24 protein-coding genes are annotated in these 21614 nt (G+C 38.5%); 4 read left to right on the forward strand and 20 right to left on the reverse strand.

Annotated elements, in window-relative coordinates:
- Positions 1 to 6: 6 nt before the first annotated feature.
- The 14 genes from PI20285_RS07870 to PI20285_RS07940 all read right to left on the reverse strand — a co-directional run bounded on the left by PI20285_RS07870 (position 7) and on the right by PI20285_RS07940 (position 11830).
- Positions 7 to 414: a DUF3899 domain-containing protein gene (locus PI20285_RS07870; RefSeq protein WP_057773236.1), complete on the reverse strand. Its 408-nt coding sequence runs from the start codon at positions 412 to 414 to the stop codon at positions 7 to 9.
- The gene (locus tag PI20285_RS07875; RefSeq protein ID WP_057773235.1) at positions 404 to 1294 is read right to left on the reverse strand and encodes a YihY/virulence factor BrkB family protein; all 891 of its coding nucleotides are present in this window, start codon (positions 1292 to 1294) and stop codon (positions 404 to 406) included. The genes PI20285_RS07870 and PI20285_RS07875 overlap by 11 nt, the downstream gene beginning before the upstream one ends.
- A gap of 141 nt (positions 1295 to 1435) precedes the next feature.
- A complete protein-coding gene (locus PI20285_RS07880; protein ID WP_082623258.1) occupies positions 1436 to 2509 on the reverse strand; it encodes a WxLIP family cell surface protein in 1074 nt (357 codons plus the stop codon).
- A gap of 26 nt (positions 2510 to 2535) precedes the next feature.
- Positions 2536 to 3246 (reverse strand): WxL domain-containing protein, encoded by a 711-nt coding sequence (locus PI20285_RS07885; protein WP_057773232.1) that lies wholly within the window; start codon positions 3244 to 3246, stop codon positions 2536 to 2538.
- 180 nt (positions 3247 to 3426) lie between these two features.
- Positions 3427 to 3777, reverse strand: a complete 351-nt coding sequence (locus PI20285_RS07890; RefSeq protein WP_158694986.1) for an LPXTG cell wall anchor domain-containing protein — start codon at positions 3775 to 3777, stop codon at positions 3427 to 3429.
- A gap of 66 nt (positions 3778 to 3843) precedes the next feature.
- The gene (locus PI20285_RS07895) at positions 3844 to 5355 is read right to left on the reverse strand and encodes a hypothetical protein (protein WP_105782218.1); all 1512 of its coding nucleotides are present in this window, start codon (positions 5353 to 5355) and stop codon (positions 3844 to 3846) included.
- 222 nt (positions 5356 to 5577) lie between these two features.
- Positions 5578 to 5853 carry a hypothetical protein gene (locus PI20285_RS07900; RefSeq protein WP_057773226.1) on the reverse strand — a complete coding sequence of 92 codons (276 nt, stop codon included), beginning with the start codon at positions 5851 to 5853 and terminating at the stop codon, positions 5578 to 5580.
- Between the two features lie 8 nt (positions 5854 to 5861).
- The gene (locus tag PI20285_RS07905; protein ID WP_158694987.1) at positions 5862 to 7166 is read right to left on the reverse strand and encodes an AcpB/EbpR/MafR family transcriptional regulator; all 1305 of its coding nucleotides are present in this window, start codon (positions 7164 to 7166) and stop codon (positions 5862 to 5864) included.
- Positions 7167 to 7270: 104 nt separating this feature from the next.
- Positions 7271 to 7882 carry an Asp23/Gls24 family envelope stress response protein gene (locus tag PI20285_RS07910; protein ID WP_231908633.1) on the reverse strand — a complete coding sequence of 204 codons (612 nt, stop codon included), beginning with the start codon at positions 7880 to 7882 and terminating at the stop codon, positions 7271 to 7273.
- A gap of 13 nt (positions 7883 to 7895) precedes the next feature.
- Entirely contained in the window at positions 7896 to 8090 is a 195-nt protein-coding gene (locus PI20285_RS07915) for a DUF2273 domain-containing protein (protein WP_057773223.1), read from the reverse strand.
- A 10-nt stretch (positions 8091 to 8100) separates the two neighbouring features.
- Positions 8101 to 8670: an alkaline shock response membrane anchor protein AmaP gene (amaP, locus tag PI20285_RS07920; protein ID WP_063698697.1), complete on the reverse strand. Its 570-nt coding sequence runs from the start codon at positions 8668 to 8670 to the stop codon at positions 8101 to 8103.
- A gap of 12 nt (positions 8671 to 8682) precedes the next feature.
- Positions 8683 to 9573, reverse strand: a complete 891-nt coding sequence (locus PI20285_RS07925; RefSeq protein WP_057773218.1) for an SDR family oxidoreductase — start codon at positions 9571 to 9573, stop codon at positions 8683 to 8685.
- Between the two features lie 284 nt (positions 9574 to 9857).
- Complete coding sequence (locus PI20285_RS07935) at positions 9858 to 10772, reverse strand: hypothetical protein (RefSeq protein ID WP_057773216.1); 915 nt, start codon at positions 10770 to 10772, stop codon at positions 9858 to 9860.
- Positions 10773 to 10810: 38 nt separating this feature from the next.
- The gene (locus PI20285_RS07940) at positions 10811 to 11830 is read right to left on the reverse strand and encodes a YdcF family protein (RefSeq protein WP_057773213.1); all 1020 of its coding nucleotides are present in this window, start codon (positions 11828 to 11830) and stop codon (positions 10811 to 10813) included.
- A 228-nt stretch (positions 11831 to 12058) separates the two neighbouring features.
- Between PI20285_RS07940 and pnuC the strand changes: the two genes are divergently transcribed.
- Positions 12059 to 12826 carry a nicotinamide riboside transporter PnuC gene (gene pnuC / locus PI20285_RS07945; RefSeq protein WP_057773211.1) on the forward strand — a complete coding sequence of 256 codons (768 nt, stop codon included), beginning with the start codon at positions 12059 to 12061 and terminating at the stop codon, positions 12824 to 12826.
- Positions 12827 to 12980: 154 nt separating this feature from the next.
- Here the strand turns inward: pnuC and PI20285_RS07950 are convergent, their stop codons facing one another.
- Positions 12981 to 13235 (reverse strand): GlsB/YeaQ/YmgE family stress response membrane protein, encoded by a 255-nt coding sequence (locus tag PI20285_RS07950; protein ID WP_057773210.1) that lies wholly within the window; start codon positions 13233 to 13235, stop codon positions 12981 to 12983.
- A 332-nt stretch (positions 13236 to 13567) separates the two neighbouring features.
- Here PI20285_RS07950 and PI20285_RS07955 point away from each other — a divergent pair, with 332 nt between their 5' ends.
- Positions 13568 to 14410 carry an aldo/keto reductase gene (locus PI20285_RS07955; RefSeq protein WP_057773208.1) on the forward strand — a complete coding sequence of 281 codons (843 nt, stop codon included), beginning with the start codon at positions 13568 to 13570 and terminating at the stop codon, positions 14408 to 14410.
- Positions 14411 to 14465: 55 nt separating this feature from the next.
- Here the strand turns inward: PI20285_RS07955 and PI20285_RS07960 are convergent, their stop codons facing one another.
- Positions 14466 to 15341 (reverse strand): DegV family protein, encoded by an 876-nt coding sequence (locus PI20285_RS07960; RefSeq protein ID WP_057773206.1) that lies wholly within the window; start codon positions 15339 to 15341, stop codon positions 14466 to 14468.
- Positions 15342 to 15608: 267 nt separating this feature from the next.
- On the opposite strand from PI20285_RS07960, the gene PI20285_RS07965 reads away from it, so the two are divergent.
- Complete coding sequence (locus tag PI20285_RS07965) at positions 15609 to 16601, forward strand: ROK family protein (RefSeq protein ID WP_082623257.1); 993 nt, start codon at positions 15609 to 15611, stop codon at positions 16599 to 16601.
- Between the two features lie 67 nt (positions 16602 to 16668).
- On the opposite strand, the gene PI20285_RS07970 is transcribed toward PI20285_RS07965, so the two are convergent.
- From PI20285_RS07970 to PI20285_RS07980, 3 genes are all read right to left on the reverse strand, one after another.
- On the reverse strand, positions 16669 to 17193 hold the full coding sequence (locus tag PI20285_RS07970) for a hypothetical protein (RefSeq protein ID WP_057773204.1): 525 nt from the start codon (positions 17191 to 17193) through the stop codon (positions 16669 to 16671).
- A gap of 94 nt (positions 17194 to 17287) precedes the next feature.
- Positions 17288 to 18949 carry a glycoside hydrolase family 13 protein gene (locus tag PI20285_RS07975; protein ID WP_057773202.1) on the reverse strand — a complete coding sequence of 554 codons (1662 nt, stop codon included), beginning with the start codon at positions 18947 to 18949 and terminating at the stop codon, positions 17288 to 17290.
- 92 nt (positions 18950 to 19041) lie between these two features.
- Positions 19042 to 19716: a CPBP family intramembrane glutamic endopeptidase gene (locus tag PI20285_RS07980; RefSeq protein ID WP_057773200.1), complete on the reverse strand. Its 675-nt coding sequence runs from the start codon at positions 19714 to 19716 to the stop codon at positions 19042 to 19044.
- 180 nt (positions 19717 to 19896) lie between these two features.
- Between PI20285_RS07980 and PI20285_RS07985 the strand changes: the two genes are divergently transcribed.
- A complete protein-coding gene (locus tag PI20285_RS07985; protein ID WP_057773198.1) occupies positions 19897 to 20904 on the forward strand; it encodes an aldose epimerase family protein in 1008 nt (335 codons plus the stop codon).
- Between the two features lie 50 nt (positions 20905 to 20954).
- Here the strand turns inward: PI20285_RS07985 and pgmB are convergent, their stop codons facing one another.
- Entirely contained in the window at positions 20955 to 21614 is a 660-nt protein-coding gene (gene pgmB, locus PI20285_RS07990) for a beta-phosphoglucomutase (RefSeq protein ID WP_057773196.1), read from the reverse strand.

Genomic DNA, 21614 nt, shown 5'->3' on the forward strand with positions numbered 1-21614 from the left:
TTTAATTTAAAACAATGAAATTAAAACACTGACGACAATCGTAAAGCCACCAATATTCAAAAAATAATGCGCTGGTTTTGTAATCACAATTGGACTATTTTTCTCCCGACCGACTTTATGCACATCAATCTTCTTGCGATCCGCTTCATCTTCGCCTTTAGCTGACCGTCTAAACCAGCCTGTAAACAGATGACCACGTTCCAAAATAAAGAAAATACCAATCAATAAAAGTAATAATCCCGCCATAAAAAAATGATTGCTGACGACGATTATATTTCTAACAAATACCCAGTCGATTAGCATTAACACCACAATTATGGCCTCACTGGTTATGGATTTGTGCTTTTTTATATATTCCGTAATTGTCACACCTTTAACTTGAATTATGTTTGTATTATACCAGTTAATGGACATCTTCGTGGGTTCTTTTTAGCCGGCCCAGTTTGGGTTTAAACGGTAGGCCCATTTTTTGTTCTTGTAAAGCGGCATTAATAACCCCGCCAATTAACATAATTTCTGCCAACAAATCCAACCACAACATGATGACAATGAAGGTGCCAATCGTTTTATAGGTGGTTACTTCACCACCAAAATAACGTAAATATAAGGTGAAAAATTGGGTTAAAATAACAAGTCCACTCATCGCAAACAGCGCACCCGGCCAAACGTACCGCCAGCGCACTTTAGCTATTGGAACAATCATATAAAGAACCGTCAAAATGAACCCAACCCCGAGGATCGTAACGGGCCATTTGATAATTTCCAGAAAGCTAACAAAATCTGGTGGCAACTGAAGAATCGGCGCCAGATATGATAATAGGACCTGACCAAATGAGAAAGATAAAACAATCACAATTAACGCGACCATGAACAATAAAACAATCAGAAAGGATAAAATGCGCGTCAATATCGCATTCGTCGTATTTTCCATGTCATAAGTCGCATTTAGAGCTTGTTGAAAAGCGTTGACCCCTTTACTGGCCGACCAGAGGGCCACCACCACTCCGATCGAAAGCACACCACCACTGTTGGTCGTTAACAGTTGCTTAACTAACGGACTCAAAATTTTATAAATGTTTTCCGGCATAATTCGATTAATGTATTTTAAAACGGTGTTGACCGGTAAATCTAATAGAGGTAATACATTGCCAATTAACAATAACAAAGGAAAAAAGGACAGCAACGTATAGTAGGCTAACACAATTCCATTATTCGAGATGTTTCCTTTTTTATACCGACGTAGAAAAATGGTAGCAAATTCAAAAAAAGATGTTCTTCGAAATTTTCTTAGCATGGCCGACCTCCATGGATCCGTTTTCTTTCAGTTTATCACGTTAAATGGGCTTATAAAAATAATAAGAATAAAAAAAAACAGCCTACGTAGTTTTATAACTACCCTACGTAGGCCGTTTTTTAATTATGGTTCTTTGCAAACTTATTCATCTTCTTCGTGCTTATTTAGCTGTTGCCGAAGAGCTTCATTTTCGGCTTCTTTAGCTTTTAGCTTTCTTCTAATTAACCAAAATGCGATGACAATTAGGATAAGGATGATGAGTACGCCGACGAGAATGTAGATCCAGGTGTAATCTTTTTTAATTGACACATCTTTAGCATTCAACTTAGCAGCTTTTTCACGGGTAATGGTGAACGTCTTCTTGAAATGCCAAGTCTGTTTTTTTGATTTGGCCGTGATGTCCATGACATATTTACCTGCCTTTAAGCTTTGCCCGTTCAATTGAAGTCCGTAGTTGAAAACAGAATTTGGTGCCATTTGTAAGTTTGAGGATTTTTGGTGATAGATCACTTTTGAGCTACCATCTTTTGTCACCTTCGCATTTACGGATAACTTGTTGAGATATGTGGCTTTTACGTTACGAAGTCTGGAGTTAATTACATTTCGTAAATTAACTTGTCCGGGCTTCACGCTTGCCAATTTCATATGTGGCTGTACCTTTTTAGTATTCTGTTGTAACACTACTCCAATGAGATAAGCATACTCATTTGTAACCGTAGTTCCCTTACTTTTCTTCTTGTCTTTATCAGCATTTTGATTTTGATCCTTAAGCCGCAGTCCCCCCACCATAACGCCATCAAACTTTTCTTTCGGCATTGTTATTTTTAAATGGATCTTCTTTGTTTGCTTACCATTTAAAACTACTGTTTTCTCTACTGGTTTGACATAGTCTGCCAAGGAATATTTTAAACTTGTATCAAAATTTTTCTTGGCAACCCTTTGGTACTCAACTGTCCCGTTCAAATTGGTCGTCGCTGTGTTGACCTCGGGTTTAATTTTAACCTGTTTTTTTGAACTATTTGATACCGTTACAGTCACGGTTTGTGTAGCTCCAGGCTTTAAATTCAGATCAAAGTACGTAACATGTTTATCTACTTGATTTTTTGGGAGGTTAGCTTCTACCCCAAAAGTTAATTCGTTCGCAGAGACAGGTACAGTCAGCAATACTCCCAATACCATTGTCATTAAAATCAAGAATAAATTTTTTCGTTTCACAGTGACGACCTCCTTACCAGTTTAAATTAACTATTTGTTGGTGTATCAGCTAAACTCCATGTCAACGTTGTATTATATTTAGTTGCATTGGGATGAGCAGCTGCCGGCACCATTAGTTTAACTGTTGAACTTCCTTTTGTTCCAAATGCGTCAACCCAAGTCCCTGAACCACCACCTGCTTTTGCATTCATAACATTCAGGGTTGTTCCGTCTGGATTTAAAGCAAGATTTGCATTTGTAGTTGATGTTACGGTTTTATTTGATTCCGGATAATTGTTAGTCGGTGTTCTAGTGTCACCATTACCAATTGTTATTGCAGCACCGGTTAATTGATCAGTACCATCTGTAAATTGACCTTTTTGGCTGACTGTTAAGCTCCATCCTTTAGGTGTCCCAGCACGTTGGTCAGTAACTTGAACATAGTTAGCAACCCCATTATCATCCAAAGCGGTATAAGTTGTATCTGTAGTTGGAATATCATGTGTTCCGAAATCAAAATCAGATACATAATCAATTGACAGAGGACCTTTTTCACCAGTACCTGGGTTTGGTCCTGGAATGTCTGGATTTTCTGGATCTACTGGGTCCGTTGGTCCGGTATTATTTTCCTTAAATGTTACTGTTGCGTTTGAATCCTCCACTCGATTATCAGCCGCAAGAGCTGTAACTGGGGCAACCGCTCCTAAAACAAGGGTTCCAATACTAAGAACTGAGAGTAATAATTTTTTGTTAATCATGAGTATCGCTCCTTTTCATTTTCCAATGTCTATTTTGCTTTCAGCAAAATCCTATTATCAACACGGATGTCCATCCTTGCTACACCGCTAAAGCGGCTAGTCGGACTGGCTCCTTTTCATTTTCCAATGTCTATTTTGCTTTCAGCAAAATCCTATTATCAACTTACATCACATTATTTTTTAAAATCGTGCCTGCTTACCTGATCTTTTCTTCATCCAATACCAACCAATTACGACAAATCCTAAACTACCAAACACTTGTAAAATTCCATCTGATTGTTCATCAGTTTGCGGTAAAAATTGTTGCTTCTTTGCTGTTGAAACTGGAACCGTTGACTGAATCTCTGTATCTGATCCATTATTTGTCGGCACCTTTTTGGCAGGCACTAAATTTTCTGCTGGTACTTTGCTTGGTGGATCTGTTGGATCAACTGGCACCGGTGCTGGTGGATCAACTTTTGTAAAACCCACGCGCCCTTCTGACGTAACCTCTGAGACATGGGTATCACCGCGAATCGGTGAATTTATCAAACACATTGACGTAATCGTCAATATTGTGAGTAGCAAACCTCTTTTCACGTGACCTCATCTCCTTTGCTAATTTCCTGGCGTATCTTGCAAGGTCCAAGTAACCGCGCCAGCATAAGATTCTCCAGCTACTGGTTGCCCGGCTGTGGGTTCAAAAGCTAGCCCGTTTTTGCTATCCCAAGCACCAGAAATATTGGTCGTGGTATTCGGCTCGGCTTTTGCCAAACTTTTTACCGGAGCTGCTTCTGTTCCTAAAGTATAATCAGTTCCGTCATTGATATAATGGAGACTATTTGTGAGAACCCCACCACTTGTTGTACTTGTCATTTGCTTAGACAATGTGGCTGTTACGCTCCAACCGTTCATTATTACCCCTGATGGAATTGTTCGTGTATCCTTTACTGCCAATGCATTTCCAGTGACTGCTTTTGGCATATATACTTTTTTTCCTGTAGCCGCAGCGTCAAGATCTGTTCCAAAACTAATGTTGCTTGGGGCTGTGAGGGTTAACTCACCAGCAATATAAACAATTCGAAAGTTGGCGTTACGAATATTCTTTGCAGGATCTGTAAATGTAACAACTAATCTGTAAACCGAGCCTACTATTGAACTACTATATGTTGGTAGATTTTTAGCAGGAATCATATAACTAAATTTGTCTGATTTACCGCCACCGCTTGTATTAATCGTACCAAAGCTTTGCTCAACATTAGAATTGGGGGCTTCAGGTCCATTGCCTGACTGTTTTACTACCTTATAAGTCACTTTAATAGCTTCTTTATCAGAATCCTTTATAGAGCCACTTATTGGTTGGCCTGTACTCTGGTTGTAATAATAAAGATAAGAAAGCTGAACTATATTATTACTTTGATCCAAAGCAATAGACGCAGTTGTTAATGATCTTCCCGATATCGTCTTCTTCGATTCAGAACTGGCTGCAGATTCTTTTTTCTCTGCTGAGCTGGATGAAGATTCTGCGCTTGTTTCTGAAGAACTACTTTCCGAAACGACGTCGGCGCTTGAGCTACTCTCTGTTTGTTCTGCATTACTGGAAGCGGTTGATGAACTCTCAGAAATTGCTGAAGAGCTTGTCGAATCGGTCTGCGTATCTGATGCAGAGGAACTTGATGATTCCACTGGTGCAGCTATCGCAGTTGTTTGCACCACGTTGCTTGTAACTAATTGATCTGCACTCAAAACACTCATTGAAAACGTTCCGGCTGTTTCCGCAACTAGCGGAATTGTAAAACTTTTAGCTGTTTGACCTGTTACTGTCAGAATCAACTTGTCTGATTCCTGGTGTGACTGAAAACTTGCTGCTTGACCATTCTGCTTAAGCGCTGTTTGGTCAAGTTTCATCCCCGTTGGCACCACTAAAGTAAAGTTCTCCGAATCCGCTGTCAATTCTCGTAGCTGAGTAGCCTTGACCTCGACCGTATCCCCAACATTCACTGAGGATTTTGCAACGGTGAGACTAAACATTGGATCGGCTTCTTCTGCATAAGTGTTCCGATGACTATAGAATCCAAAAATACTAGCCAAAGTAACAAATACAAGTAATGACTTAAGAATTCTTTTCACAACCATCACCTCTCTTTGTAGAATTCCACTTCCTTTTTACAAGATAATCATAACAGGATTTCTATGACAGCGATTTCAACTTTTTTTAGTTAACTAATTATTTTTGATAGTAAATGGAACTGACAATAATAATAAACATACGTATTAATACCCAAAATACAGAAAAAGTGCTAACTATCAGCTTCGATAATTAGCACTTTTGGGTTTTATAAATTTATTTAGTTATTTTAACATCAAATGATGCACCGGTGTTTGTGCATAAAAATTGGTTTCTACAATCTTTTTTATTAGCTCCAAATCATGCTTGGTACCTAGGTTTGTCAACCAATATGTATAGTCTGTATAATCATATGGTTCCTCATGATAATTTGTTAAAACTAAGTCATAAGCATTCCCAGGTTGATAATAGGTCACTTTTACCCGAATTTCCTTTTTGAAAATTTGACGTACAGAATCGATAATTAATTGGCTAATATAGTAGTCAAATGTTGTATCCACCCCGATATCTATATCTTTTTTTGTTGATATCGAAAATCACGAATAACAAATAATAAGCGGCGCTGAAAGTAAACCTCATTTTGTTTAATCAAGGAACGAAGCGAAACGGAGGCATGCGTTTTAAAAATTTGCATAAGTTCCTTAACAACCGTTCTAGCTTCTTGAGTAAAGAAATTATGGACATAGTACTTCGCGTAAATTTCATCCATATATTCTAGATTCCCCTTAAAACAGAATGGTCGTGCGCAAATATCAAATACTAATTTCATTAATTCAAAGGGCCACTGGCTTCGACTTACTTTCAAAGTACCGGTAATGGTGTGATTCATCTCCTCCACAAAATCCGCTAATTGCGTTTTTTGAGAACTATAAATATCATAGAAGCGCCGCGCCACATTGGTTTTACTGTTAAAAATGGACATACTAATTAACAGCACACACAAAGCTTCCGCCTCAAATTGCTCTTTTTCAGCCGATCGCATATGAAAGGCTTCATGATAGCAGCTACGAACTTGTTGATATAACTCATTTTTCTTATATAGTTCTTTAACACGTCTGGGAATTTCAACATTCATTTCAGATTGAGACTCGAGGCGATGTTGTGAAATGATTAACCATGAATCAACCCGATGAACCGCCTCTGAATGAAAATAGAAATGGAGACTTTCTTGAAGCTCATCGATAAATTTATCGATATCAAAACTCATTTTGGGTGGGAAATAATTTGTTAGTTGAAATAATATATAGTAGAAAAACCGAATTTGTAATTCACTACCTTGAACACGCCCATTATGAATAGATAATTCGAATTCTTTCAGAATCTTGTTCAGTTGCTTTACCGCGCGATACAAAGAGGCCTCACTCATACTCAGCTCATTTTGTAATCGAAAGTTTGTGACATTTCCGTGTTCATATAAAGTCATCAGAATTTGAAATTTAGGTGATTCCTTTAAATAACGTTTAAAAACCCAGTCATCTAAGGCAAAATTTTGAATCAACTCAAACTCTGCTGTGTTAGTTCCGATCGTAAATAAAACCTTTTTTTCATCAATTAAGGGCTGTACATCAGTTTGCAAATCCTCTAAATAACGTTTTAAAGTAGCTGGCGATAATTTGAAGCTTTGCGTCAAAGTTTGTTTTGAAACGGGACCATCATTTAAGTAAAGTGTTTCTATTATTTTGAATAAGATTTGCTGCGTTTTTTCTAATAAATCCGCCTTATACATAATTTCCGTTCTCACCTCAACCTTTTTTTCGTTCTGTCTCTTACTTTCACCTTCTACCTTACCATAAAATTTTGGTATTGCTTTCATTAGTAATCCTTTTGTGACCATTTTGTCATCTCCATTGCGTATGCACAGAAAAAGGGCTTGGAAAACAAACCAGCGTTTGTCTTCCAAGCCCTATTCACTTACTTTTATTCTACTCGTGGTTCTCTTTTTTCGTCCATTTTATGACGACCTTGATTCATCGCCCGTTTGGCATCATTCGTTTTTCTGGAGGCAAAATCACCTGTCGTGTCTGCCGCACTTTTTACTTTATCTTGAACGGTTTCACTGTCATTTTCGTACTCTTCACGCGTTTTGACATCCACCACGTTCACATTTACTTCAATGACTTCAAGATGAGTCATTTCTTTTACTTCGCGCGTAATCACTTTTTTCATTTGTTCAAAGATATCTTCAATATCTGTACCGTATTCCGCCACAATATCCATATCCACGGCTACTTGTTTCTTACCGACCTCTGTATTAATTCCGGCACGCACATCGTCGTTATTAACCAGTTTGTCTTTGACGTTAGAGAAGAAGCCCCCATCAACGGTTAATAAACCATCAATTTCTTCTAAAGCAATGCCAATAATCTTTTGCACTACTTTATCTTCATAAGTTAACTCACCTTTTACTGACACATCATTTTGATGATCATTATTTGATTGTGATGAAGTTGGTCGCCCTGAGTTTTTTACGTTATTTCCATTAGGAATACCGTTCTTACTGTTTGGTTGCATTACGTCTTTTTCCTTCATGATTAAATTCCTCCTAGTTTTTGTTGTTCAAGTATTTTTCCAATAGCTTTGTTTTATCTACATACATCCCGACGGCAACACCCAAAACTACTAAAATAACTAGCAAAAGAGTTTGGAAAAATCCGATTGTGACCAATAATACCGCCAAAATCAAACCAATAATGCCACCGATAATGGGAAGTTTGTATTTATCAATGAGTTCTTGCATGTAAGTCCTCCTACTCTACGCGGGGCTGGCCGGAAGATGTAGCAGTTCCTCTTGTTTGGTAACGTTCCAGCTTCACCTTCACTTTAACTTTATGATTAGAGCCAACTAAATTCTGCACACGCTCCTCTACCCGATTTGACCACTCTTGTGTGTGATCTACCAAGTCCGAGGTGCGTTTGATATTGCCCCTAACATTAATTTGAATCCGCCGATTAGTCGCCGTCGTATTTACTTTCGGATCACCGATAAAATCTTTTTCGTTAAGCATTGATCGCACAATACCATCAATGGCTTTCTTATGAAGAGTTAATTTTCCTCGGTCATCTTTTAGTTTAAACGTTGTCTTGTTGTGTGGTAAAAATACAACGACGATCAGCATAATTAGAGAAAGACCCGCAATCACTAATGCCAACCAGAAAAGCGCGCTATGGGCATAGTAATTGGTAAAGAAGAATTCTCTAATTGCGTTTAAAAACATCGAGCTAGATCCCCACGGCCATGTTAAAGAGATAACCACCAAACAAAGCAGCAGAAGCACTAGCGAACAAATAATAAATAACGTTTTGGACCATTTGTTCATAACTTTGTCCTCCTATAGATTAATGGCTTCTCCACCTGTCACCCCGTAGATTTGGGCAGTCACATAACTAGCCTCATTCGAAGCTAAGAAAACATAAACTGGCGCTAACTCCACTGGTTGTCCAGCCCGCTTTAATAATGAATCCTGACCAAATTTTGGAAGGGCAGCTTTGGGTTGCCCCTGATCTAGCTGAATAGGTGTCCAAATTGGGCCAGGCGCTACACCGTTAACTCGAATCCCCTTGTCAGCCAGTTGCTTGGCAAGAGTGACTGTAAAATTAGCAATGGCTGCCTTGGTTGCGGCATAATCCATTAAATGCGCGCTGGGATTAAAAGCCTGAATCGAAGTTGTCGTCACAATACTGCTGCCTGGCGGCAAATGTGGTAAAGCCTCCTGAACTAGGGCAAACATCGAGACAATATTCACCTGGAAAGTATCCTGAACTTGTTTAATCGGGAGCTCTTCAATTGAAGGTTGGGAGATTTGCTGACCAGCGTTTAAAATTAAGGTATCTAGTCCACCAAACTCTGCCAACACTTTTCGCACAATTTCTGCGGGAACATCATCTTGGCGAAGATCAGCTGGCAGCAACAATGATTTACGCCCTGTTTCTTCAATGTAATGAGCAACTTCTTGTGCATCACGTTCTTCTCCAGGAAAGTACTGGATTGCTACATCAGCGCCTTCACGGGCTAGTGCAATTGCTGCGGCCCGTCCAATTCCAGAATCACCACCTGTAACTAAGGCACGCCGATTTTCTAACTTGTGATTTCCACGATAACTGTTTTCACCACAATCAGGAATTGGCTTCATTTCGGCTTGAAGAGCAGGTGTTTCTTGGTTCTGCTTTTCAAAACCATCCTCATGGTATAAATAACGAGGATCCTTCAAATCCGGTTCCATTAGCTTCACTTCCTTCTCTGTTTGATAATTTAAGCATATCGAAAAAAAAGGACCAATGGAAGATAAATGCTCATTATTCTCTTATAAATACAATAAGGCTGTTATGTATTTCAAAGTAAATCGTTTGCAAAAAAAGATTGATCAACTTGACCAATCTTCTAGAAAAATATTGAAAATAATGAACTTTTCTGTTTTGGACTATAAAAATTATCAAAATAAAAAACCTGACTATTCCAACCACACAGATTATGTCTGGTTAAGATAGTACAGGTTAGTTAAATAAACTATTTTTCATAAACGCCACTGATCGTATTCAATTTAGAAACACTGCCGGTCTGGGCATTATATCGATACATGCCAGTCAAACTTCCAACTGTATTAGATGAATTATTTTGACGCACTTCAATCTGGTAATAATTAGTGCCAATCTGGTTTACTCCATATGAGAGACCCGCCTGATTTGCAATTCCGGCGGCACTCTGGAACGAAGAAATAACCGAATCTGTTTCCTTATCCGTTAAATTGCCAATTGGTTCTGAAGATGAACTGGTTGTTGTGCTGGAACTTGAGTTTTGACTAGCAGACGAATTACTAGTTGCTGAATTAATCTGACTAGTTAAAGCTTTCCCTTGATCCTGTAAGGCTTTTACCCCACTGATACTTGATGACAAATTATTAAGTAAGGCAAGATCTGCAGTTGCGGTCTCGTAATACCCGTTAGAAACGGCGTCATAGGCATTTTGATAATATTTTTTGGCATTCTGTAATTGAGTCGCTTGATCTCCCAAACTTTTGGCTTGTGATTTTAACGTTGAGCTATTCGCTTGCTCAGAGGTAATCTTGGCTAAACTAGAATTTGCTGACGTTGTATCGCCATTGTTCAACGCCTCTTTAGCAGCAAGATAATTTTGGACATTCGATAACAGCTCACTAACTTTTCCGTTTGTTTCATCAAGTTTCTGGGCGGACTTCAACGTTGCCAACGCATTATCGGTTTTGCCATCCTCAATTTGTTTTTGAGCTTTCATATATAAAACGGCGGCTTTTTGTTGGTTAGTTTTTTCGGACTTAGATGATGTAGAAGAACTGTGTGCATTTCCACTTTGTTTACTGGTGCTGCTACATGCGGCTAAGGAAACTAACATCAGCACTGCAACTACGCCAACTAGGCTTTTTTTTATTTTTAATTGTAAGGTCATGATTTTCTCCTCCTTGGCTACATTATACCATGTTCCCCCTAATGCGTTATTAACAAGTAGGTTAAATAACACAGAGTTGTCATAATCAATGCCAAAACATTAATCCATTTAAACATAACGATTAAAGCCAAATATTCTCGAAATGCTGCAAACGGCAAATAGTGCATGGTTGTAGGTGCGCTGATTCCCGTCATCGTAGAATTCAACTGTTTAGCAATTAAACCCGCGCGAAAGACATGAAAACTATTGGTTACAAAAACGGCTCGGTGAAAGACCTTTTCCTTTGTCATCAAGATTTGCGAAAATCGCAAGTTTTCATAAGTAGATGTAGATCGGTCCTCTTGAATAATTTTCGAATTTGAAATTCCAGCTTCGATCAAATAATCTCTCATCGCCTGGCTTTCAGATATAATCTCATCAGTCCCCTGACCACCAGAAACCACAAATTGAGGATGACCACCACGTTTTAGTTGTTTTCGATAAATAGCAATTCCCTTATCAAGGCGTTTTTGCAGAATTTTAGAAACAGTTCCATCAGGCAACAAGCCCGCCCCCAAAATGACGATAAAATCCACTGCATAACGAACTGGCAATTCATCGAGAACGGAAGCTACTGCGTATGAAATAAAACCAATCATGAAATACGCTGTCCATAAATAAAATATCCCCAATAAAACCCAAAGCAGTGAACTATGAAACATAAATAAATTAAGTAAGGTAAGAAAAAACATTGCTAAAATAAGAAAACCAACCATTTCCAACAATCGATATCCCGGATGAACGCCAACTTCTTGGATTAATCGCCGACTATAAATAATACAAGCTAACGCAAAAAGAGCCAGAGCAATCGGAATAATTATTGTAAACGCCAAGCTGCTAATCATTAATAACACTTGCATCCAGGGAGCTTGTGTTGCTTCAAGCCACTGCCAACCGGCAAAGAAAAAGCATATCACACTAGCAGTAAAAAAATAGCCATTTAAAAAACGACGTCGATCAGTTAACCATAATGTCACAAAAACAGCTAAACAAATACTGCCCCAATAGCTGAAATTCATCCTCTTCACCTCACTTCTCTATCTTCATTTTAGAAGGAATTTAACCAAAAGAAAAGTTTAAAACTTATTCATCTTTTATCGTTTTGTTTCCCTTACACCAAAAAAAAATTAAATTCAAGTCTTTCATTTAATTTATTTCGTAATACAATATATAGTGTTGATTGATTTTTAAATCAGAACATATAGTATATGGCCATATACATAGAAACAAGAGAGGAAGAGAAGCAAATGTCTAATTATTTACACTTTTTGGCACATCAATTGAAGGGGTGGCCTCAACAAAACTACTATCTATTTTTCTTCAGTCTTGGCTGTCAGATTATGACTCTAGTCAGTGCCCCAATCACAGCTTTAACCATCACAACTTTCATCGGAACAACTTTAGGTGTTTTATGTATTTTAGCAATTAACGCTGCTAAATCTGTTAACGGTTGGTTAGGAATTTTATCAGCAATTTGTTTTATTGTAACTGGTTTAGCCGCCAAAAACTACCTAAGTATGGCTGAACAATTGGCTTATGTTGTCACCCTTGATTTACCTGTTTTATTGAGTTCAAGCTGGAACGTCAACATGGTTTCTAAGATTCGTAAGTTCACTGGTAAAACTTGGTTTGTCGCAATTGCTTCAACCATCGTTGTTTACTTTGTTTCAGGATACTTAATTGGAACCTTCACCAACGATCCTCGTCCTTGGGTTGATGCAATTAGCTTCTCGATCAGTTTAACAGCTGGTGTGATTTGCTTCCTACGTTTCAACAACCAATACTTCTGGTGGGTTGCTTCAGGACTTGCTCAAATGGTTCTCTGGTTCATTTCATTCCGTCAAGGATCAGCAACACTTGCCATGTTTGTAAATAGCTCAATCTACTTGATCAATGATGTTTTGGCATTTACAACATCTCCATGGTATAACAAAAAAGAACGTGCTCGTCTTATTAAAGAAGAAACAAATTACGGCGAAGAAACAGCTGCCGACGTGTCACACGCACATGCTTAAACAACTAAAAAACGCCCTTTTAGCGACCGCTGAAGGACGTTTTTTTGTGATTTAAAACATAAAATTTTGAGCAAGACTGTAAATAAATTTCGGTTGCTGGACTCCTCGTAATTTTCAAAAAAATTCCTGAGTAGTAGACCAACTTCGTTTACTTTTATTTTGTCTTTCTCATCCCAAAAATTGCAGAAACGATTAATACAACAACAATTGCACCGATTATAGAAGGAACCAGTGCCATTCCTGCTAATTGGGGTCCCCATGTACCTAACAAGGACTGGCCTAACCATGCTCCGACCAATCCACCGACAATATTTCCGATCCACCCTGCTGGTAAATCTCTACTTGTAAGTGCACCGGCAATTGCTCCGATAATTCCACCAATAATTAAAGCCCATAGCCATCCAAACATCGCTGTTCACTCCTTTATTTTTTGTCTAAATACCAACAATTTCAACTAGTGATCACTTAGTTGCCAACATAGACTTTTCACCATCCAAGATGGGATTTATCTACAAGGTTAGCATAGCAAATTTCCATTGCTCGTTTCAAGAGAACTGCTTATGATCATCATTTATTATTGCTTATATTAAATATGATATCTGGTAAAATTCTGCTACCTCTTTTAGCATAGGCAAGTAAACTTTCGAGACTATCTTTTGCATGCATCCTTAATTTGGCTTATGCTATAAACTATAGAGCGTTTTCATTAATCAATTATTCTAAATTTAGGAGATGTTAACTATGAGCCATGCAATTCCACAACTCAAACTAAACGACGGGGCTGTTTTTCCCCAGATCAGCTTTGGTACTTACAAATTAAACGGAGCTCCTGGTGTCAATGCCTTTCGGAGCGCTTTAGACAATGGTTATCGCGCATTAGACTCAGCCTACAACTATGAAAATCATGGCGCAGTTGGTGAAGCTATTCGTCAAAGTGATATTCCCCGCTCACAAATTATGATTACTTCTAAACTACCAGGCCGTCATCACAAGTATGATGAAGCTCTAGAAACTATTCAGGAATCTCTTTATCAAACCGGCTTAAAATACTTTGACTTGTACCTCATTCATTGGCCAAATCCAAAGGAGGATCACTACGTAGAGGCTTGGAAGGCTTTAATAGATGCCAAAAAATGGGGCCTAATTCGCTCAATTGGCGTTTCTAACTTTTTACCAGAACATATTGATCGCTTAATTGATGAAACAGGTGTCACCCCAGCTGTAAACCAAATTGAACTCCATCCCTATTTCTCCCAAGGACCACAACGAGAATACGACGCTGATCATCACATTATTACTGAAGCCTGGAGTCCTCTTGGACGCGCAAGTTCAGTTTTAGAGGACCCGGTCATTCAAAAAATTGCCGACACCCATCATAAAACTGTGGGACAAGTAATTCTCCGTTGGGAAATTCAATTAGGCGTTCTGCCAATTCCAAAGTCTAGTTCTAGAGTACGCCAACGGGAAAACCTCCATATCTTTAACTTTGAATTGACTGAAGAAGAAATGGAAGCAATTACTAATCTGGATCGTCCAGATGGCCGCAATAAAAATCAAGACCCTGCGGTGTATGAAGAATTTTAAATTGTAAGCAAAAAGAATTGGCAAAACTCGAGATGAGTTTTGCCAATTCTTTTATTTAATCCTCATTACCCATTTTCTTCCAGTCTTTACCCCAGATCACACCAACAATTTCTTCGCCTGTGTGTGACATAATTACTGGTCCCAATTGATTGCTCTCAAATTGAGCAGCGGGAAATTCTTGCTGGATGGTTTCTTCCCATTTAGCACTCAATTCATGATCCACACCATAAATGATAGAAACTCGAAAATCTTCAGCGCCTCGATCTAAATCTGAATGTAAGTTTTCCAAAACTTTTTGGAGAGCGCGTTTCCGCGTACGCTCCTTGCTTTGAATCACAATCTGACCTTTTTCATTCATATCCAAAATTGGCTTAATGCGTAACAGGTTGCCCATAATTGCGGATCGGTTGGTAATCCTCCCAGACCGCATCAAAAAGCTTAAATTATCCACCATAAAGTCAACTTTTGTCGTCTCTCGAAGATGCTTCAAAAAGGGAATGATTTCTTCCCCTGTTTTTCCTTCTCGTCGTAACTTAGCAGCCAATAGCACCATATTGGCCTCCCCTTGACTGGTCATTCGCGAGTCAAATGGTAACACTTTAATTTCCGTAATACTTTTAGCATATTCGGTTAAATTCTCAATAAAACTTGTGATTCCACTAGATAAATGAATACAAATTACTTCATCATAATTCTCTGCAATTAACTTATCAAACACTTCTTGCATCTGCCCCAAAGTAATTTGAGTTGTTGAAGGCATCAGTCCTGAAGTTTGAAGCTTTTCATGGAACAGCTGATCATCAATATCAATATTTTCTAAGAGCATCTCTTGACCAAAAATTACCGTAATTGGGACGACGATAACGTCATTTTCACGAACCTGCTGATCAGTAAGATAAGCCGAACTATCCGTTACAATTGCTGTTTTCATACATTTCTCCCTACTATTTAATTACGCATTTAGTTACTTATTAGTATAAAGGGTTACACCAGAATAGCAAATAAAATCCCGTTAAATTTCAAAATATGTCACGCTGCTAATTTAAGGCACGTAAGGCAAAAATTGGATCGTTCTGTAAGAAAATAACTAGATCAACTACCCGCACTACATACTATTATGTAATATCCACCGTTAATTGTGACATCGCTACCAATTGCGCTATAATAGCATTATGAGTTAAAGAAGGAGCAATTATTAATGAATTACAAACCAGAAAAGGATTACCTCAGCATCGATGTTGGTGCAACTTACACCAAATATGCGTTAATCGATCATAGTGGTAGTTTAAAGGTAAAATCCAAATTTAATACGCCCCGCGATAGTGTGGACAGTTTCTTGAAAAAAATCTACGAAGTCATTAATGAAGTGCTTCCTAACATTAAAGGAGTAGCTTTTAGTGTGCCTGGTAGAATCGACCAAAAAGAACAAATCATTTACCATGGCGGCGCTCTTCCAATGCTGCATGGCTTGAGCTTAGGAAAAATTATCACCCGACGCTATAAATTACCTGTCAGTATGGAAAATAGCGGTAAATCAGCAGCGTTGGCAGAATTATGGCTAGGAAATCTGAAAAATATCCAAAACGGAGCTGCTATTATTTTAGGCACTTCCGTAGAGGGTGGCATTGTTTTAAATGGCAAGCTTTGGCACGGGTCAAACGCTCAAGGTGGCGAACTTAGCTTTATGCTTTCACAAATTAATGGGACTGCCGATGATCCCAACAATTTAATGTTTACCGCAGGTTCCGCAGTCCAGATGATTGATGATATTGCAACTGCCCTTGATTTTGGTGATCGTACAGATGGCATGCGGGTCTTTAAGGCAATTCAAAATGGAGAAGAACAGGCGCGCCAAATTTTCGAACAATATTGCAGAAGAATTGCCTACATTATAGTAAATACCCAAGCAGTTTTGGACCTGAGCCGCTATGTGATTGGTGGCGGAATCAGTAGTGAGAGCATTCTGGTTCCAGAAATTAAACATCAATTACAACTATTACGTGATGAAAATACCTTATTAAGAAAAACCTTAGACGCTCCGGAAATTTTAACTGCTAACTTTAAAAGTGATGCTAATCTTTATGGGGCGCTCTATAATTTACTTCTTCAGTTAAACGACAAAGATTTAATTCCTGATTTTCAAAATGAAGAATCGTCTACAGACACCACTGAAGATAACTTAAACGACTAACAATTTTCCAAAATAAAAAGCGATCAACTCAGACTTTCTGAATTGATCGCTTCTGTTGTTTTTTAGATTACTCTTCCACACCACTTTGCGTGAGTTTCAGAATTGCTACTCGCATAATCGAAAGATTAATTTTCTTTTCAGTCTCTTCATCCAGTTCTAGGTACTTACTGACGTATTTATCCAATTCCTGATAAACGTCACTAGCTTCCAACTCTTCATCAGAAGCACTTTGATATTTGGTCAACACCGCTTTTATTTCGTCTTCTTCCACTGCATCAGTAAAATCAGTTACGATTCCGGCCCCGTCATACATTTCATTTAAATTTGTCTTAGGATCGATATCTAGATAAAAATCGGATAGTGGTGTCTCAATCAAAACAAACCCTAAATCACTGTAGTTATCGGTATGAACAACTGCTCCACCCTGCTCACCACAATCAATAAAGACATAGTAATCATGACGATTCTTATCTTTCACAAAATAATCTACACCGGCCAAATTTGGCAGACTCTGAATCACACTTTGACTGCTCACTTCAATTGATTGTCCTGTTTCATTAATTTTTGCTAATGTTGGGTATTGGTAAAGCATTTCAAACCTCCTACACTGATTTCTCAGCGATTTCATTTCATAAAGTATCATTATACAACTAATTATTCAAAATGCATGCGAAAAGTCAAAAAAACTATTGAATGAGATAAACCTTACATTCATATGGCCGCAATGTTTCGTTTTGATCATCTGAATAATTACCGATTAACTCAACTTTATTACTTTGTTGACTCAGGTCATACCAGCGTTTCACTGTCCGTTCTGTAAAGTTACTAATCACTAGGAGATCCTGATCATCTAGGCGACGAGTATACGCCCAAACTTGGTCATCATCCGGGTCTAACAATTGATAATCGCCATAGACAATGATGTCATACTGTTTACGCAATTGATTCATTTTGCGATAAAAATTAAACACAGATTGCTCGTCATTGACAGCTTGAGCGGCATTAATTTTTGTGAAATTAGCATTGATAGCCAACCATGGTGTGCCTTTGGTAAAGCCCGCATTTTCAGTTTCATCCCATTGCATCGGTGTTCGTGCATTGTCACGAGAAGAATGCTGTAAATACTTCAACATCTCAGTAGCCGTGGCTAATTGTTTCTGATCAACGAATTCATGATACGCATTTAAGCTTTCGATATCTTGATATTGGTCCAAATTCTTAAACTTGGCATTGATCATTCCAAGTTCCTCTCCTTGATAAATATAGGGAGTTCCTTGCATAAAATGCAGCGTTGCGCCCAACATTTTGGCCGATAACACCCGATACTTGGCTTGATCGTTTCCAAATCTGGAAACCACCCGAGGTTGATCATGGTTATTCCAATACAACGAATTCCATGCCTTACCATTTAAATCAATTTGCCATTTCGACATAACTTGTTTTAAATCTGTAAGCTTAACGGAGTTTGTGCTCCATTTTCCCAAGGCGGGATTTTCATTACCATCCAAACCCATATGTTCAAACTGGAAAACCATCTCTAGCTCGTGGCTGTCAAAACCAGTATAACGAATTGCGTCCCTCGTTGTAGCATTCGGTGTTTCCCCCACTGTCATCACATCATAGTTAGACAGAACTTGCTCATTCATTTCTTTTAAGTAATCATGCACGTGAGGCCCATTAGCCGCCAAATTCGCTTGTCCTTCTGTTTTCACATCAGGCAATCCTTCCGGTTTTGAAATCAGGTTAATTACATCCATTCGAAAACCGTCGACCCCTTTATCAAGCCAAAAACGCATCATTTCAAATACCGCTTTTCGAACATCTGAATTATCCCAATTCAAATCAGGTTGTTTTTTTGAGAACAAGTGGAGATAATATTGCCCCGTTTGCTCATCAAATTGCCAAGCAGAGCCACTAAAGGCACTTTGCCAATTATTAGGCTCAGCATCATTTTTAGGATCACGCCAAATATAATAGTCCCGAAAGTCATTGGTTCTGCTCTTACGACTTTCCATAAACCAATGATGTTCATCAGAAGTGTGATTAACCACCAAATCCATCATAATTTTTAGTTTTTTGTCGTGAGCTGCCTTCAATAACCGATCAAAATCGGCCATCGTGCCAAACTCAGTCATAATCTTTTCATAATTTGCGATATCATAGCCATTGTCATCATTCGGTGATTGATAAATTGGATTCAGCCAAATCACGTCGGCCCCTAATTTTTTAATGTAGTCGAGATGTTCAGTTACGCCGTTCAAATCACCAATTCCATCATCATTTGTGTCCTGAAAACTTCGCGGATAAACTTGATAGACGACTGCTTCTTGCCACCAGTGTTTTTCCATGAACAAAACTCCCTCATATTATAAATTTTAAAACCTGTCTTACATCCATTATGGCTTTCATCGGAATCGGTTTCAATTATCCCGATTATCTTTTAAATCATTGAAATTAGGTTATTAAACATATGCAGCCCAATATTATAGCGAATATCTTTAGTATAGGCATACGTAATTGCCAATAACCATCCCATCATTGCATAGATTAGCCATCCGAGGATGCTACTAATATCATGCACAGCGCCAAAAACGGCCCCACTTAAAAATACGCCAATAAACTGAATTTTTTTGTCAGATGAATTAAAAAACCAATTAAAGAAAAAACCTCGAAACAAAATTTCTTCAATGATCGGTGCGAAAACGATGGCATCCAGCGCCATCCACCAAGGAACAGCTTGCGCAAAAGCGATAACCGTTTGCTGGTTCTCTGATTGTGGTAAAGCATTAGCTCGGTTCAACCAGATTTGAAAAGCAATAAATAAAACCCACACAATCACAATTATTATCATAAAACCCACAATTTTTTTCGTAGGCTTCGTGCGACCAAACTGCCCGCGATTTTTTGTTTTAAGTTGCGTTGTATACATCTGAATAAACAGAACTAACATAAAGGCTGTCGTAATTAAATACATCACAAAAGCAACCAGCACAAAAAAATGATTATTTGGCATCTCAGAAGCCATTTGAAGCGGGATGGTCCCAATTTGATAAATGAAAAACATCCCAATAAATTTCAAAAAATTAAAGAAAATTTGTTTCCAATTAATTGTCATCAAAATGCCCCCGATATGTTCTAATGTTGGTTTTAGTTTAGGCGTTACCGTCCGCAAACGCAACTCCCGAATTTAATTTTCTTAATTATCCCTATCCCTTCACTATTGTAAGCGATTGCGGTATTCTTGAATTAGGCTATAATTTCAAATGTTTAAAAAGATACTTTCGGAGGCGCTACAATGAAAATTTCCCAACAAATTCATAATCAATCCACTTGGTTCACTTTAACCAATGACCATAATATTTCAGTCATTATTAGCGACTTTGGAGCCACTGTCATTGCCATTAATACCCCTGACAAAGACGGTCATGTCGCCAACATTACTTTGGGATTCATGCATTCTCATGACTATGCGAAGCACCATGACTATTTTGGCGCAAGCGTTGCGCGAGTTGCCGGACGTTTAGGTAACACTACTTGGGAAGGCCATCAGTTGGATAAAAATAGTGATCCCAATCATATCCATGGTGGTGCTCACCCCTCTATTAGCTACTCGCATTGGGGTCTGATTAAACTCATTAAGACAGAAACACAAGTGGGTGTCGTTTTGCGTTATGTAAGTCCAGCAGGTGAAAATGGTTACCCAGGACGACTGACAATTTTTGCCATGTTTGTTTTGGATAAAACTAATAAATTCACAATTACTTATTTTGGCGAAACTGATGCGACAACCTTATTCAATCCAACAACCCATATCTACTTTAATTTGTCAGGAAATGCCCAAGACCGAATCGATAATCACCAATTAACCCTACAGGCAGATGCTATTGCCGAAACAGATACAAATAAAGTGCCAACCGGAAAATTTCTTCAAGTAGCTGATACACCTTATGACTTCCGAAAAACTGGTGCTTTGGGTAAGCAACTCGCAAAACTCCCAAATGGATTAGACACCCCTTTTAAACTAAATCAGATCACAGATAGTCATCCCCAGTTAAAATTATTTGATCCCAAATCTGGTCGCCGAGTTGCAATTCACACCAATTCTAATGCCATGATTCTATTTTCCACAACCGGTTTTGAAGGCGACTTTTTGGTTGATGGCAATCGAAAAATGACGTCACAGTTAGGCTTAGCGATAGAACCTCAGATGTTACCAGACGCACCCAATCACCCAGACTTTGGTAACATTGTTATTAAACCCGGAGATCCCTTGATTTATCAAAATACGTATACGTTCAACTGATTCCATTAAAAAATCCTGCACTTTTAAAAAGTTACAGGATTTTTTAATGTCTATTTTTGAAAAGCCAGTGCTAACACTGAATACGTTAATTCTTCAGTACTGGAAACCACTGTATCAGCTTCAGCCAAATCGCTCGGATTACCAACACCCACTGCAATTGCTCCTGCGGCCTTAATTGCTTGCACGCCAGCCTTCGCATCTTCAATCCCCACACACTGCGTTGGATCTGCATTAATTTTGGCCGCCGCTTCAAGAAAAATGTCTGGAGCTGGTTTCCCGTGTGCTACCTTGGCTGGATCTGCAATTGCATCAAATTGCTGACGCAACCCTAGCTTCTCTAAAATGAATGGCGCATTTTTACTTGCTGAGGCAACTGACAATTTTACTTTGTTTGCTGCCAATTCATCTAAAAGATTCTCGATGCCAGGTAAAATATCAGCCTGGGTCAGTTTGCCAATCTCTTTTAGATACAAGTCATTTTTATACTGGGCCATTGCATCAACCTCAGCTGCCGAATATTTGTCTGCCATTTTGGCAAATTTCAAGATTCGGTTCATGGAGTCAATTCGGCTAATTCCTTTAAGGTCACTTTCAAAACTAGCTGGTAGGACCACTCCTAATTTCTCTTTAGCCAAACGGCTCCAAGCTTTGAAATGAAATTTTGCGGTATCTGTAATAACCCCATCTAAATCAAACAAAACACCTTGCAT

This window comes from Pediococcus inopinatus (genome assembly GCF_002982135.1).
Taxonomy (GTDB): Bacteria; Bacillota; Bacilli; order Lactobacillales; family Lactobacillaceae; genus Pediococcus; species Pediococcus inopinatus.